This window comes from Vibrio sp. HI00D65, assembly GCF_001635455.1.
Lineage (GTDB): Bacteria > Pseudomonadota > Gammaproteobacteria > Enterobacterales > Vibrionaceae > Vibrio.
Genome location: NZ_LWEH01000255.1, coordinates 270,100 through 284,520 on the forward strand (window position 1 = coordinate 270,100; position 14,421 = coordinate 284,520).

Below are 14,421 nucleotides of genomic sequence, written 5' to 3' on the forward strand. Positions count from 1 at the left end.
CGTTCATCTTTGAATAAATTTGCTTACTAGCAGTAGAAAAAAATAGAATACGCTCAGTTGTAATCCTAGGCTCCGGTCTAGAACTCAGGAAAAATAATGTCAGATCCAAAATTTGTTCACCTACGCGTACACAGTGACTTTTCTATGGTCGATGGCCTGTCTAAGGTGCCACCATTAGTTAAAAAAGTCGCTGAAATGGGTATGCCAGCTCTAGCACTTACCGACTTCACCAACCTATGTGGTTTGGTGAAATTTTACGGTACTGCCCATGGGTGCGGGGTTAAACCAATTATTGGCGCTGATTTTTTGATGCAATCTCCAGAATTTGGAGATGAGCTGACGAAACTGACGGTTTTAGCGTCTGATAATAAAGGTTATAACAACCTTACCTTGCTGATTTCAAAAGCTTACTTGCGTGGTCACATACAGCATCAACCTGTGATCGACAAAGAGTGGTTAATCGAAAACGCTGAAGGATTGATTATCTTATCGGGCGCCAAAGAAGGCGAGATCGGTAAGGCATTACTGAAAGGTAACCGTGATCTCGTCGTGAGTAGTGTCGAATTTTACAAGACTCACTTCCCCGATCGCTTTTACTTAGAACTGATTCGTACCGGACGTGCCGATGAAGAGTCTTACCTGCACTTCGCGTTAGAGCTTGCTGAGCAACAAGACTTACCGGTTGTGGCAACCAATGAAGTAGTGTTCTTAACCGAAGACTTGTTTGATGCCCATGAAATCCGCGTAGCGATCCATGATGGTTATACTATGGTCGACCCGCGTCGTCCTAAAAACTACAGCGCGCAACAGTATCTTCGTAGCGAAGAAGAGATGTGTGAGCTGTTCTCAGATATCCCTGAAGCGCTTGAAAACAGTGTTGAGATAGCTAAGCGTTGTAACGTTACTGTTCGTCTTGGTGAGTACTTCCTCCCTAACTTCCCGACTGAAGGTCTAGCGATCGAAGATTTCTTGATTAAGAAATCAGAAGAAGGCCTTGAACGTCGTTTAGAATTCCTGTTCCCAGATGAGCAAGTTCGAGCTGATCGCCGTCCTGAATACGATGAGCGCCTTAAAGTCGAACTGGAAGTTATCAACAACATGGGTTTCCCGGGTTACTTCTTGATCGTAATGGAGTTCATCCAATGGTCTAAAGATAACGATGTGCCAGTAGGCCCTGGTCGTGGTTCGGGTGCGGGTTCATTGGTGGCGTACGCATTGGATATCACTGATCTCGACCCACTTGAATACGATCTACTGTTCGAACGTTTCTTGAATCCAGAACGTGTCTCGATGCCCGATTTCGATATCGACTTCTGTATGGATAAGCGTGACCAAGTAATTGATCACGTTGCTGAAATGTACGGTCGTGATGCGGTATCTCAGATCATCACCTTTGGTACCATGGCGGCAAAAGCGGTAATCCGTGACGTAGGCCGTGTACTTGGTCACCCGTTTGGTTTCGTCGACCGTATTTCTAAGCTTGTACCGCCAGATCCGGGTATGACACTTGAGAAAGCTTTTCTTGCCGAGCCTGCATTGCCAGAACTTTACGATGGTGATGAAGAGGTTCGCGAACTGATCGATAAGTGTCGTATTCTAGAAGGTTGTACGCGAAACGCCGGTAAACACGCGGGTGGTGTTGTAATCTCACCAACCACAATCACAGATTTTGCGCCTATCTATGCGGATGCAGAAGGTAACTTCCCGGTAACGCAATTCGATAAGAATGACGTTGAAACTGCTGGCTTGGTTAAGTTCGACTTCTTGGGTCTACGTACTCTGACCATCATCGACTGGGCGTTGGGCCTAGTGAACCCACGCTTGAAGAAAGAAGGTAAAGAGCCGGTTCGTATTGAATCGATTCCTTTAGATGACCAAGCGTCGTTCAACTTACTACAAAACTCTGAAACCACTGCGGTATTCCAGCTGGAATCTCGTGGTATGAAAGACCTGATCAAACGTCTTCAACCTGACTGTTTTGAAGATATCATCGCATTGGTAGCCTTGTTCCGTCCGGGCCCACTGCAATCAGGCATGGTAGATAACTTTATCGACCGTAAGCACGGTCGAGAAGCCGTCTCTTACCCAGATGAAACATGGCAACATGAATCGCTAAAAGACACGTTAGAACCAACCTATGGCATCATCCTTTACCAAGAGCAGGTAATGCAAATTGCACAGATCCTAGCGGGTTATACGCTGGGTGGAGCGGATATGCTGCGTCGTGCGATGGGTAAGAAAAAGCCAGAAGAGATGGCTAAACAGCGTGGTACCTTCAAAGAAGGCGCAGAAGCCAACGGTGTTGATGGCGAGCTGGCCATGAAGATCTTTGACTTGGTAGAAAAGTTTGCGGGCTACGGCTTTAACAAATCGCACTCAGCTGCTTACGCATTGGTTTCTTACCAAACACTATGGCTGAAAACACACTATCCCGCAGAGTTTATGGCCGCGGTAATGACGGCGGATATGGATAACACTGAGAAGGTTATCGGCCTTGTTGATGAGTGTTTCCGCATGAAGCTCAAACTGCTGCCGCCTGATATCAACTCAGGTCTCTACCGATTTAATGTCGATGATGACGGTGCGATCGTTTACGGCATTGGCGCGATCAAAGGGGTAGGTGAAGGTCCAATTGAAGCGATCATTGAAGCGCGAAATAAGGGGGGGTACTTCAAAGACTTATTCGACTTCTGTGCACGTATTGATTTAAAGAAAGTTAACAAGCGTGTTATCGAAAAGTTGATTCTATCGGGTGCGTTAGATAGATTAGGCCCTCACCGTGCAGCGATGATGGCTTCATTGGCTGATGCGGTTAAAGCGGCAAGCCAATATCACCATGCAGAGTCGTTTGGGCAATCCGATATGTTTGGTGTATTGACGGATGCTCCTGAAGAAGTCGAGCACAAGTACACCCAAGTACCAAGATGGCCAGAAAAGGTTTGGCTCGAAGGTGAACGTGAAACGCTAGGTTTGTACCTGACGGGTCACCCGGTTAACGCTTACATCAAAGAGTTAGCGAAATATACCAGCTGCCGTCTGAAAGATGCGACGCCAACACGCCGTGACCAATCATTAACGATTGCTGGCTTGGTAATTGCAGCACGAGTTATGACTACCAAGCGTGGTACTCGAATTGGTTTGATGACCATCGACGATCGATCTGGGCGTATGGAAGTGATGCTGTTCTCAGATGCGCTCGATCGTTACGCAGAATTGCTCGAAAAAGACAAAATTGTGGTCGTTTCTGGACAGGTCAGCTTTGATGACTTCAACGGTGGGCTTAAAATGTCCGCGCGCGAGGTCATGGACTTAGGAAGCGCCCGTGAAAAATATGCTCGCGGGGTATCGATATCTATCGATGAATCCCAAATTAATGGTCAATTTTTTGAACGATTTAGTCAAATCTTAGAACCTTATAGAGCCGGAACGGTCCCAGTCAATGTATACTACCAGCGTGCCGACGCTAGAGCGCGGTTAACATTGGGCACAGAATGGCGCGTGACGCCAAGTGATACATTACTAGACGAATTAAAACAGCTGCTTGGAAATAGCCAAGTAGAACTCGAATTTAACTAAAATTTAGCTTTGCAAATGCGGAGCTGAATCAACAAGGATTCATAGATGAGCCTGAACTTTCTAGAATTTGAAAAGCCTATCGCTGAACTTGAAGCAAAAATCGAAGCGCTACGTGACGTTTCGCGTCACGGTGGTGACACAGCGGTAGATCTAGACAAAGAAATCGAACAACTAGAGAAAAAAAGCTTAGAGCTTAAACAGAAAATCTTTAGCGACTTAGGTGCATGGCAGGTAGCTCAACTTGCTCGTCACCCACAACGTCCTTACACAAAAGATTACCTGGAGCATGCATTCACAGAATTTGAAGAGATGGCGGGCGATCGCGCTTACGCTGACGACAAAGCAATCGTGGGTGGTATGGCTCGTCTAAATGGCCGTCCTGTTATGGTTATTGGTCATCAGAAAGGTCGCGAGACTAAAGAAAAAGTACTTCGCAACTTTGGTATGCCAAAGCCAGAAGGTTACCGTAAGGCTCTTCGCCTAATGGAAACTGCTGAGCGTTTCAACATGCCTATCATTACTTTCATTGATACAGCTGGTGCATACCCAGGCGTTGGCGCGGAAGAACGTGGTCAGTCTGAAGCTATCGCTAAAAACCTTAAGGTTATGGCTGGCCTTTCTGTTCCAGTTATCTGTAACGTTGTTGGTGAAGGCGGTTCTGGTGGTGCACTAGCAATTGGTGTTGGTGACTACGTGAACATGCTTCAGTACTCTACGTACTCAGTAATCTCTCCAGAAGGTTGTGCTTCGATCTTATGGCGTGATTCAGATAAAGCACCACAAGCTGCTGAAGCGATGGGCCTAATTGCTCCTCGTCTTAAAGAGCTTGAGCTTATCGACGAAATCATCCCTGAGCCGCTAGGTGGTGCACACCGTGATCCAGTGCAAACCGCTCAGAATATGAAAGACCTTTTAGTTAAACAACTAGAAGAGCTAGAGCAGTTTGATAACGAAACGCTTCTTGAGCGTCGTTACCAGCGTCTAATGAGCTACGGTTACTGCTGATAAGCTGCCTCATTCGAAGGCGGACTTTATGTAACAAGATGATGAAAGGGTTGGACTCAGTGCCAACCCTTTTTTATTATTTAAATATTACCTTTCAAACACCTTCTTGGTTTATTAAGCTTCATGACTCACTTAATCGAAATGTTTACCTCCGTATTTGACCAAAGCGCAATCAAGCCTCAGCGGATGGTGATTGCCTTTAGTGGTGGGGTTGATTCACGAGTGTTGTTGGAGTTAGCTGCGCAATACGCCAATACTCATGGTATCGATTGTCAGGCAATCCATGTCCATCATGGCTTGAGTGATAATGCGGATCAATGGGCTGAGCAATGCCAAGCGTGTTGTGATGATTTGTCAGTGCCTTTGGCTGTGGAGCGTGTCTCACTGGATGTTCATAGTGGTGAAAGTATTGAAAAGCTCGCTCGAGATGCCAGATATAACGCCTTCAAATCTCATCTTCGACAAGGGGATGTGCTGGTTACTGGTCAACACGTCGATGATCAAGTCGAGACTTTTCTATTGGCGTTAAAGCGCGGCAGTGGTCCAAAAGGTCTCTCATCGATGGCGAAAGTGATGCCATTTTCAGGTGCTTATATTGTTCGTCCTATGCTGTCAGTGACCAGAACAGCGATCGAAGCGTTCGCTCGCCGTATGGGGTTAACTTGGGTTGAAGATGAAAGTAATCAGGATGTGCGTTTCGACCGTAACTTTATTCGCCATCAAGTGACTCCGGTGCTGACCGAGCGTTGGCCCAGTTTTCGAGAGTCTGTCAGTCGCAGCGCTCATCTTTGTGCCGAGCAGGAGATGTTGCTAGACGAGCTGTTAGCTTCTCATTTGCAACAAGCCCTCGGTGCTGATCAGAGCTTGAGTATTGAGGTGTTATCTGAGCAATCTGCTTTGCTAAGGGCACGCTTGTTGAGAATGTGGTTAGGTCATTGCCAGCAAGCAATGCCGAGCCAAAAGCAACTTCAGCTTATCTGGGAGGAAGTGGCGTGTGCTCAGCGTGATGCTAACCCTAAGCTGGTGTTAAACGGCGTTGAAGTTAGGCGTTTTAATCAAAAACTCTATTTGGTTCGAGAGACTAAAGACCTATCAGGCTGGCAAGGCGACGTTTCTCTTGGAGGAAGGTTGCTTCTGCCTGATGGTTTGGGAGATGTCAGCTTGCAAGTGTGGACATCTGAATCCGAACCGGGTCCCCAGGTACAAACGTTCAGCTTACCAGACCAAAATACGGTATTACGTGTTACTTTTAATCCCGAAGGATTATCGGCGCACCCAGTTGGACGCGGGCATAGCAGGAAGCTCAAGAAGCTGTTTCAAGAGTACCAAGTGCCTAGCTGGTTGAGGCGCAGAACACCTATATTAATGGATGGTGATCGAGTGATCGCTGTTTTAGGGTTATTCGTAGATAAAAACTACGATGGTCAAGATTGTGAAGCGCTTTGGAGCATCTAGAAAAAGTTTGTGTCACAATTCTATGTCATTTTAATAAAAATAATTAATGGAATTTGCAATGAAGAAAATTACACTAGGATTAGTTCTTGGACTTGGACTACTGAGTGGTAACGCTCTGGCAGGTGATGTTGCTGCAGGACAAGCAAAAGCAGCAGTGTGCGCGGCTTGTCACGGTGCTGACGGCATCGCAGTGATCCCGGGTTATCCAAACCTTAAAGGTCAAAACGAGCAATACATTGCTTCAGCAATCAACGCATATAAGAACGGCCAGCGCACCGGCGGTTTGGCTGCGGTCATGCAGGCTCAAGCTTCAATGCTGAATGATGAAGATATTGCTAATCTAGCTGCTTACTACGCAAGCCTTAAGTAAACCCTTCTTAAATCACAGATAAACAATACGATGAATTTCGAGCCAGTGCTTTGAAGCTCTGGCTTTTTTCATTGAATGTTTACTATAGCTATCCGATAATGAGCCATTCGCACAGTTTAAGGGATGAACATGAAAAAGATTGAAGCCATTATCAAGCCATTCAAACTTGATGATGTACGTGAGGCGCTTGCAGAAGTGGGCATTACGGGTATGACGGTATCTGAAGTTAAAGGTTTCGGACGCCAAAAGGGTCATACTGAGCTATACCGTGGCGCAGAGTACATGGTCGACTTTTTGCCTAAAGTTAAGTTAGAGATCGTTGTTACTGATGAAGTAGCAGACCAATGCGTTGATACCATTATCGAGACGGCTCAAACTGGTAAAATTGGCGACGGTAAGATCTTCATCACAGACGTTGAACGTGTGGTACGTATTCGTACTGGCGAAGAAGACGAAGACGCCGTATAAAAAACTATTACCTTAAAAGGAGTGTTTATCGCTCCTTTTTCATTTCTGGTAGGGTGCTTTATGTTCAAGAAAACCATCATAGTTATCACATTACTGATAACACTGGCTGTTGTTAGTTTTCATTTTATTTTCGTAATCCCAAATAAGCCCAATCTTATTACGACTTCTCCAAATACCAGCAATGACATCTACAGTTGCTACCAAAACTCTGAACCTAAAGCGCTGGATGTGTCTGACGGCTTAAGTCTCACTGTGTGGAATATTTATAAGCAAAACCGAGGTCATTGGCAGATGGAACTCAATAAGCTTACAGCGGGAAGCGATTTGGTACTGCTACAAGAAGCGAGCATGACGGATGGACTTCTTCAGTGGGTAACGAGTGGTCAATGGGGAAGTACTCGAGTCAATGCGTTTGAGGCATTTGAAAAAAGTGCAGGTGTGCTCAACCTCGCGACTCATTTGCCTATCGAGGCTTGTGCTTATACTCATGAAGAGCCTTGGTTGCAGTTACCTAAGTCTGCTCTTTGGTCACGTTACAAGTTGAGTAATGGGGAAGAGTTGGCGGTGATCAACATTCACGCCGTGAACTTTACCTTTGGTACCGAAGATTATGAAGCTCAGCTTAAGAGTTTGACTAACAACCTAAAAAAGTACCGAGGACCTGTCATTTTTGCCGGTGACTTTAACAGCTGGAGTGAGGCTCGATTTACCGTATTAAAAGAAGCATTGGAAAAGGTAGGCTTGGCTGAGGTCGCTTTTGAGCCGGATAATCGCACTCAGTTCATAACGGGGCTAGTGCTAGACCATGTGTTTTATCGTGGGCTAGAGTTAGAAAAAGCAAAAGCGCCCATAACGGACGCTTCTGATCATAATCCAATGTTAGTCACTTTTAAGACTAAATAGCGTAAAGATAAGACTCGGTAACGGTTATCTACGAAACTAAAATGTAGATAGCCCAGATTAGGTAATAGCCAATCCACGGTAAACCTGAAATCACCAGTGCTTGTCCACGCTCAAACTCTGTCCACGTTAATACAGCAGCGTAACCAAGTACGATGTACCATGGCAGTAGCAGTGGTAATGAGCTAGCAAATTGTGACCAATCACTGTTAAGCGGTAACTTGATTAAGCCGTTTAAGCTGTTCAAGTCAGCGGCGTAGTTCATCACATGACCATGCTTTAGGATTAGACTTGCGTAGCTAGCAATGTCACCTAAAACTGCAGGGAAGATGATAACTGATGCTGCTGCAAACCATCGCCAAAAGCTATGCTGATGTTGGCTTGGTTTGGTTGCAAGGTTAAACCACAATGCTAAAAGAACGATAGTGAGCGTGCGGCTAAACACATCGCTAATAATTTCACTGGCAAGTAGGGTATTACTATCAAGTAACGCCAACTGGTCTGGGTTTGTTTGAGCTAATTGCTTCGATAGCTCTGCACTTAACCAAGCAAAATCTACATTCGAAAAATAAGCACCCCAAAATAAAAATGGGCTAAGCATCAATACGACGTAGGGTTGCCATCCCCAAGCACTTCGTTGATAAAGCGCTAAGAAACAAGCTGTTGGTGAACGGAATATATCCAACAGCATGACGAGTGGGTTACTTGACGGGTTCATACACTTACCTTAGTTACATCAACATACAGCTTAAGCTTTTGTCCTGGCTGTAAGTATTTCTGGTTCTGCAAAGTGTTCCATTTTACAACATCTGAACCCTTTACCTTGAACTTTGATGCAATACCGCTGACTGTGTCACCTGATCTTACGTTATAGAAAATGGTACGGATGATGGCGCCATCAGAACCGTTCTTCCAGATGACCAGTTCTTGACCAATTCGTAAGGTGTCACGTGGTCCCATGCCATTCCACTTCGCAAGCGACTGGTGAGATACCTTGTTGGTGCGAGCAATGGTCCACAAGCTGTCGCCGCTTTTTACTTTGTGGGTCAGCTTGTATTGACCGCGACTCTTTGACTGTGTGCTTGCTAGGCGGTTTGAAGCGCTGAGAGCGTATGCCTTATCATCTTTGGTCGAAGTAGGAATCAGTAGGTGCTGACCGATACGAATGTTGTTATTGGTCAAACCATTGGCAGTGCGGATCACCTTGCTGGTGGTGTTGTATTTGCTTGCCAGTACGCTGATGCTGTCACCAGACTTAACCTTGTAACGAACCAGCTTCATTCCTTTGCCTTTATTGGCCGCTACTTCTTTGTTGAATTTTTCAACTGCGTCTAGAGGAAGTAATAGCTTCTGATGCTTTTCTGGTGCTGTCGCCCACTGATTATATGCAGGGTTATAGCCTTGAAGCTCTTTTACTGGAATGCCTGCGTAGTTGGCAGCAATAGCCAAATCCAGTTGCTCTTCTGGGTTAACCAGAGTCAGCACAGGCTTGTTTGGGATTGCAGGTATATCAATGCCGTACTTTTCATGGTTGGCAATTACGTCTGCCAGTGCCAGTAGTTTAGGTACGTAGCTACTGGTCTCTTTCGGCAGATCCAGTGAGAAGAAGTCGATTGGTTTGCCTAGCTTCTTATTCTGACGGATTGCGCTGTTCACACGACCACCGCCACTGTTGTATGCCGCGATTGCGTGTTGCCAGTCACCGTCAAAACGTCTGTTTAGGTCGCTTAGAAAATCTAACGCAGCATCGGTTGAAGCGGCAACATCTCGGCGCCCGTCGTACCAGAAGTTCTGCTCAAGTCCGTAGTCTTTACCTGTGCCTGCGAGGAATTGCCATAGGCCAGCAGCACTGCCGTGAGAGTAGGCAAATGCGTCGAATGAGCTTTCAACAACCGGCAGCAGTGCCAGTTCTAAAGGTAGTTCTCTTTCTTCGATCTTGGTAGTGATCAAGTAAAGGAAAGGTTCAGCTCGCTTGGAGACTGTTTTTAGATGACTAGGGTGTTTTAAATACCAAGTTCGGTAGTAGTCGACCTTCTTTTGGTCTGGTACTTCCATTTCAAGTTGCATCGCAATACGTTTCCAAACATCTTCTTGTGCTTGTGGAGTGACGACAGGTGCTTCAACTTTTTGTTCTTCTTTGGTCGCTTCAGATGAAACGTTCGCTTGAGAAACTTCTGTAGGAGATGTGTTAGTTTGCTCGGAAGCTTGGTCTGGATTCTCTGACTGAGTTAATTGGCAACCAGATAGTAGTAATACCAAAGCCCAGCTGTACTTAACTCGCATGTTACAGCCTTTTTAATAAACGGCCGATGATAATACTTGCCACTCCCTATAAGTGACAAGTCTGTATTTGTTAAAATTCGTTCTTCCAAGCACGTAAAGCGGTAAATACTGACAAAGGATCGGTCTGTTCCGTGCGGTTAGATACTGATTTCACTACACTTGGTTCGGTGTAGCGCAAGAAAGGGTTCACAAACTTCTCTTGTCTCAAATTTGTGGGAATGGTCGACTTGTTTTGTGCGCGAAGTCGGTTAACCTGGTCGCGATATTGCTGCAAATGGGGGTTATCTGGCTCAACAGCAAGTGCGAAAGCGATATTGGCTGCTGTGTACTCATGTGCACAGTAGACCTCGGTTTCTTGAGGAAGCGCCGTAATCTTATTTAATGCATCAAACATCTGTTGCGGAGTGCCTTCCATGATACGACCACAGCCCGCAGAGAACAGTACATCGCCACAGAATAGCTTTGCATCACCAACGTAACCGATATGGCCCGCCGTGTGACCGCTTAGCCCAAGAACCAAGAATACTTCGCCAAATAACTCCAGCTGGTCTCCGTCATCCACGGGATGTGTCAATGTTGGGATAGGCTCATTCTTCGGGCCCACCACGTCAACTCCTGGGAATTGTCTAACTAACTCTGGAACGCCACCAATGTGATCGTGGTGGTGGTGTGTAATCAAGATTGCATCTAAAGTTAGCTCATGGTGTGCTAAGTACTCTAATACTGGAGCCGCATCGCCGGGGTCGACGACAGCACAACGACGATCGCTATTTTCAATCAGCCAGATGTAATTGTCGTTAAATGCAGGTATGCTTTTGATATGTAACATTATTGGTTCTCCAGTCACTTTTAGTGCGACAGAATAAGTGAGACAGATTATTGATGAAGCCAGCACGTAGCAGAAAGAAGTTTGAGCGTCCTTACACTTGGGCACAATTGCACAATGGGGACTGGTTGAGAGAATCAATTCAAACTCGACTCGATGAGTGGTTCCCAAAGTTATTTGGTTACCATATGCTCAAGCTCGGCGGTCTCAGCAGTGAGATTTCTAGCTGCACATGTAACATTCAACATCAAGTAAACCTAGATATCCAGAACCCATTACATAATGTGATAGCGGATGGCTATAATTTGCCCTTTTTGGAGAAAAGTTTTGATGTTGTGGTACTTAGTCATCAATTAGATTATAGCAACGACCCACATCGGTTATTAAGAGAAGTCGACCGAGTGATGATGGACGATGGCTATATTATCATCACTGGCTTTAACCCATTCAGTGTCATTGGGCTTGCCAGCTTAATGCCTTGGCGTAAGAACAGTTTACCGTGGAGTGGGCGAATGTATACGCCAAGTCGTGTAAAAGACTGGTTGGGCGTTCTGAACTATGAAGTGATTCATTGTGATACTTATGCATTGTTCCCGATGAGTAAGTATCAAGCGATGTGGACTTGGCTTGAGAACGCATTAGGCGGCTGTGCCTCGTTTGCTGGAAGCCAATATTTTATCGTTGCTCGCAAGCGTACTTATCCACTCAAGCCTATTAAGCCACACTGGCACCTCAAACGACGCTTCTCTCCGGTTGGTGCTAGCTTTAGGACCGATACTCGCTGCACGTTGCATTCCATTCGAGCGCTGCGCCCGCTAAAAACAGCAAAAGCCGACTCGTAGTCGGCTTTTGCTATCGGATATCCTTATCCGCTCCCAATATCAGCTTGGCTGATAGCCCGTGTCTTCCTGGGTTGGGCTTTCTGCGGCGGTACGAGCTAGCTCATCACACATCTCATTCTCTCGGTGACCTGCGTGTCCTTTCACCCAACGCCAATCTACTGTGTGACGTGCTGTCTCTTTATCGAGCTTTTGCCAAAGATCGGCATTTTTCACCGGCTTTTTGTCGGCGGTTTTCCAGTCGCGCTTTTTCCAGTTATGTATCCACTGCGTAATGCCCTGACGAACATATTGGCTATCGGTAGTCAGAATCACCGAGCACGGCTCTTTGAGGGTTTGTAGTGCAACAACAGCAGCGAGCATTTCCATGCGGTTGTTGGTCGTTAGGGTATAGCCCTGCGCGAGCGTCTTCTCTACTTTCTTGTAGCGAAGTACGATGCCATAGCCGCCAGGCCCTGGATTGCCTAAACAAGAACCGTCAGTGAAAATTTCAACTTGTTTCGTCATGATTTGATACTATTACCTCAAGCACATTATCGGCATAGTCTGACACAGTTATCCTTATGAATACCAGTAGCACTCCAGAACAAACCGCGAACGAAAAAAACAGTTCGAATGAAAACAAGCGTATCGTCGTACTCGATACCGAAACAACCGGTATGAATACCGAAGGTGGTCCTCATTACATGGGTCACCGCATCGTAGAGATCGGTGCCGTAGAGATCATCAACCGTAAGTTAACTGGGCGCCACTTTCACGTTTACATCAAGCCAGATCGCGCTATTCAAGAAGAGGCGATTGGCGTTCATGGTATCACTGATGAATTCTTGGTTGATAAGCCTGAATACCAAGACATCCATAAAGAGTTTCTCGACTTCATCAAAGGCGCTGAGCTGGTGGCTCACAACGCGCCCTTCGATACAGGCTTCATGGACTATGAGTTTGAGAAACTGGATCCTACGATCGGTAAGACAAACGATTACTGTAAAGTTACCGATACCCTGGACATGGCGAAAAAGATATTCCCGGGTAAAAGAAACAACCTAGATATCTTATGTGAACGTTATGGCATCGATAACTCGCACCGTACTCTCCACGGCGCTTTGCTCGATGCGGAGATCCTAGCTGACGTCTATTTATTGATGACGGGGGGACAAACGTCACTGCAATTTAACGCTGGTCAGCAAGAAGGTGGCGTAGAAAGTATCCGAAGAGTAGAAAGTGGTCGAAAATCCCTAAAGGTTTTACGAGCAACGGCCGATGAAGTAGAAGCGCATCAAAGTCGTTTAGATCTCGTCGAGAAAAGTGGAAGCTGCCTCTGGCGTCAGTAGGGAGAAAGTATGTTAAGGGTATTGGCTACCGGTTGTTTGCTGCTGTTAAGCTTTAGCTTGCACGCGGCAACAGAATCCGTAATGAGTTTATTGGACAACCGATTCCGAGTTGATCCCAGCATAGAACAAATTACCTTTATAATTTATCGAGCCGATAACTCTAAACCTGTCGTCTTAGTTCGTCCTGACGGCAAGAAATACTACTCTTGGCGTAACGCTGATAATGTCCGTTGGTATGAAGAATCCTCAATGGATATTGTCTCTATTGATAAGCCGATGCCAGGCCCATGGCAAGCGGTAGGTAAGGTATCTCCTAAGAACAATATCAAGCTACTGTCTCACCTTGTTTTGGATGCTAATGAGTTTCCAGATAAGTTGTACCAAACCGAGCGCATCAAGTTTACCGCCCGTCTCACCTCTGACGGTAAGCCTTTGGTGCTACGTGATTTCCTTGATCGTGTAAAGCTAAAGGTAACGTTTACCAAGTTTGTCGAAAACGAAGAATCTTTAGTGAGAGAAGCGCGCCCAGTTCCAGTTGTGATGGGCGAGTTCGCTGACGATGGCGTTGATCTTGATGAGAAAGCAGGGGACGGCGTCTTCACTGTCGCTTTGCCTATCGATATCGAGCCGGGCAAATACCGTGCGCGCATCACTTCCGGTAACGGTGTGTTTTTGCGAGCGCAAGAGCAAGAAGTCTTGGTTTACCCAACACCAATCACTACTACCTTTATTCAATCTCGCAAAGAAGGCTTACCTCATACAATTGTGGTTTCTGGTGAGCAAGGCATGATAGCACCGAGTTCGTTAGCGGTGCACGTTGAACACAAAGCACCAGATGAGTATGTGATGTATAAGCAAGGCCAAGCGGATGTCGATGCGATGAAGGTGCCTTTGGAGATCCCTTACAATGGTGAAATTGGGATTTATAACTGGTCGGGAATGGTATATGCCACTGATGCTTCTAGCCAGCGTGCACTGACGTTTCCGATTACTGAGCACTCTTACAGCGTGGTTCAAGATATTGATTTAGCGGAATCTCGCCGTATGCAAGAAGATGCACTATCTGAGCAGAAGCGAATTGCCGCTGAAATGATGATACTGAAGAAGCGAGAAGAAGATAGAAAGCGCAGTATGATCATTATTGGCGTAGGTAATGTGGTTGCGATTCTTCTGGGCTTGTTGATTTGGTTTGTGGTTCGCAAGGTGACTGCTAAGAAAAGAGCTCAACCAGAGATGCAACTTAAGGCACCCAAGTAATTCCCAACATGATTGAGTTGTTTTAAGAGAGCTACTTAACCCCTAACTTAGGTCAAATACAGCACCTATATTTTGAACAAAAAAACGGGACTCCAATGAGTCCCGTTTTTG

The 14,421-nt window shown here is 45.9% G+C and carries 13 protein-coding genes; 9 read left to right on the forward strand and 4 right to left on the reverse strand.

Features of this window, described 5'->3' with window-relative positions:
* The first annotated feature begins 96 nt into the window (after positions 1-96).
* The 6 genes from dnaE to A3712_RS18230 all read left to right on the forward strand — a co-directional run bounded on the left by dnaE (position 97) and on the right by A3712_RS18230 (position 7,777).
* Positions 97-3,576, forward strand: a complete 3,480-nt coding sequence (gene dnaE, locus A3712_RS18205) for a DNA polymerase III subunit alpha (RefSeq protein WP_063524572.1) — start codon at positions 97-99, stop codon at positions 3,574-3,576.
* A 45-nt stretch (positions 3,577-3,621) separates the two neighbouring features.
* Positions 3,622-4,581 carry an acetyl-CoA carboxylase carboxyl transferase subunit alpha gene (gene accA / locus A3712_RS18210; protein WP_004738605.1) on the forward strand — a complete coding sequence of 320 codons (960 nt, stop codon included), beginning with the start codon at positions 3,622-3,624 and terminating at the stop codon, positions 4,579-4,581.
* 123 nt (positions 4,582-4,704) lie between these two features.
* Positions 4,705-6,036 carry a tRNA lysidine(34) synthetase TilS gene (tilS, locus tag A3712_RS18215; protein ID WP_063524573.1) on the forward strand — a complete coding sequence of 444 codons (1,332 nt, stop codon included), beginning with the start codon at positions 4,705-4,707 and terminating at the stop codon, positions 6,034-6,036.
* Between the two features lie 58 nt (positions 6,037-6,094).
* Positions 6,095-6,406 (forward strand): c-type cytochrome, encoded by a 312-nt coding sequence (locus A3712_RS18220; RefSeq protein WP_063524574.1) that lies wholly within the window; start codon positions 6,095-6,097, stop codon positions 6,404-6,406.
* Positions 6,407-6,535: 129 nt separating this feature from the next.
* A complete protein-coding gene (gene glnB / locus A3712_RS18225) occupies positions 6,536-6,874 on the forward strand; it encodes a nitrogen regulatory protein P-II (RefSeq protein ID WP_004738609.1) in 339 nt (112 codons plus the stop codon).
* A 60-nt stretch (positions 6,875-6,934) separates the two neighbouring features.
* Entirely contained in the window at positions 6,935-7,777 is an 843-nt protein-coding gene (locus A3712_RS18230; protein ID WP_063524575.1) for an endonuclease/exonuclease/phosphatase family protein, read from the forward strand.
* A 28-nt stretch (positions 7,778-7,805) separates the two neighbouring features.
* Here the strand turns inward: A3712_RS18230 and A3712_RS18235 are convergent, their stop codons facing one another.
* The 3 genes from A3712_RS18235 to gloB all read right to left on the reverse strand — a co-directional run bounded on the left by A3712_RS18235 (position 7,806) and on the right by gloB (position 10,886).
* The gene (locus tag A3712_RS18235) at positions 7,806-8,492 is read right to left on the reverse strand and encodes a YIP1 family protein (protein WP_063524576.1); all 687 of its coding nucleotides are present in this window, start codon (positions 8,490-8,492) and stop codon (positions 7,806-7,808) included.
* Positions 8,489-10,057 carry a LysM peptidoglycan-binding domain-containing protein gene (locus A3712_RS18240; RefSeq protein ID WP_063524577.1) on the reverse strand — a complete coding sequence of 523 codons (1,569 nt, stop codon included), beginning with the start codon at positions 10,055-10,057 and terminating at the stop codon, positions 8,489-8,491. Before A3712_RS18240 ends, A3712_RS18235 begins: the two co-directional genes overlap by 4 nt.
* Before the next feature lie 70 nt (positions 10,058-10,127).
* Positions 10,128-10,886, reverse strand: a complete 759-nt coding sequence (gloB, locus tag A3712_RS18245; protein WP_063524578.1) for a hydroxyacylglutathione hydrolase — start codon at positions 10,884-10,886, stop codon at positions 10,128-10,130.
* 53 nt (positions 10,887-10,939) lie between these two features.
* Here gloB and A3712_RS18250 point away from each other — a divergent pair, with 53 nt between their 5' ends.
* Entirely contained in the window at positions 10,940-11,725 is a 786-nt protein-coding gene (locus A3712_RS18250; RefSeq protein ID WP_063524579.1) for a class I SAM-dependent methyltransferase, read from the forward strand.
* A gap of 39 nt (positions 11,726-11,764) precedes the next feature.
* Here A3712_RS18250 and rnhA read toward each other — a convergent pair whose 3' ends face one another.
* On the reverse strand, positions 11,765-12,229 hold the full coding sequence (rnhA, locus tag A3712_RS18255) for a ribonuclease HI (protein WP_063524580.1): 465 nt from the start codon (positions 12,227-12,229) through the stop codon (positions 11,765-11,767).
* Positions 12,230-12,285: 56 nt separating this feature from the next.
* Between rnhA and dnaQ the strand changes: the two genes are divergently transcribed.
* Both dnaQ and A3712_RS18265 read left to right on the forward strand, forming a co-directional pair.
* Entirely contained in the window at positions 12,286-13,053 is a 768-nt protein-coding gene (dnaQ, locus tag A3712_RS18260) for a DNA polymerase III subunit epsilon (RefSeq protein WP_063524581.1), read from the forward strand.
* 9 nt (positions 13,054-13,062) lie between these two features.
* The gene (locus A3712_RS18265; protein ID WP_063524582.1) at positions 13,063-14,310 is read left to right on the forward strand and encodes a TIGR03503 family protein; all 1,248 of its coding nucleotides are present in this window, start codon (positions 13,063-13,065) and stop codon (positions 14,308-14,310) included.
* Positions 14,311-14,421: the final 111 nt, after the last annotated feature.

Excerpts from the sequence above, each read along its gene's own strand:
- dnaE (WP_063524572.1), top strand. The coding sequence starts at position 97 with ATGTCAGATCCAAAATTTGTTCACCTACGCGTACACAGTGACTTTTCT.
- accA (WP_004738605.1), top strand. The coding sequence starts at position 3,622 with ATGAGCCTGAACTTTCTAGAATTTGAAAAGCCTATCGCTGAACTTGAA.
- tilS (WP_063524573.1), top strand. The coding sequence starts at position 4,705 with ATGACTCACTTAATCGAAATGTTTACCTCCGTATTTGACCAAAGCGCA.
- A3712_RS18220 (WP_063524574.1), top strand. The coding sequence starts at position 6,095 with ATGAAGAAAATTACACTAGGATTAGTTCTTGGACTTGGACTACTGAGT.
- glnB (WP_004738609.1), top strand. The coding sequence starts at position 6,536 with ATGAAAAAGATTGAAGCCATTATCAAGCCATTCAAACTTGATGATGTA.
- A3712_RS18230 (WP_063524575.1), top strand. The coding sequence starts at position 6,935 with ATGTTCAAGAAAACCATCATAGTTATCACATTACTGATAACACTGGCT.
- A3712_RS18235 (WP_063524576.1), bottom strand. The coding sequence starts at position 8,492 with ATGAACCCGTCAAGTAACCCACTCGTCATGCTGTTGGATATATTCCGT.
- A3712_RS18240 (WP_063524577.1), bottom strand. The coding sequence starts at position 10,057 with ATGCGAGTTAAGTACAGCTGGGCTTTGGTATTACTACTATCTGGTTGC.
- gloB (WP_063524578.1), bottom strand. The coding sequence starts at position 10,886 with ATGTTACATATCAAAAGCATACCTGCATTTAACGACAATTACATCTGG.
- A3712_RS18250 (WP_063524579.1), top strand. The coding sequence starts at position 10,940 with ATGAAGCCAGCACGTAGCAGAAAGAAGTTTGAGCGTCCTTACACTTGG.
- rnhA (WP_063524580.1), bottom strand. The coding sequence starts at position 12,229 with ATGACGAAACAAGTTGAAATTTTCACTGACGGTTCTTGTTTAGGCAAT.
- dnaQ (WP_063524581.1), top strand. The coding sequence starts at position 12,286 with ATGAATACCAGTAGCACTCCAGAACAAACCGCGAACGAAAAAAACAGT.
- A3712_RS18265 (WP_063524582.1), top strand. The coding sequence starts at position 13,063 with ATGTTAAGGGTATTGGCTACCGGTTGTTTGCTGCTGTTAAGCTTTAGC.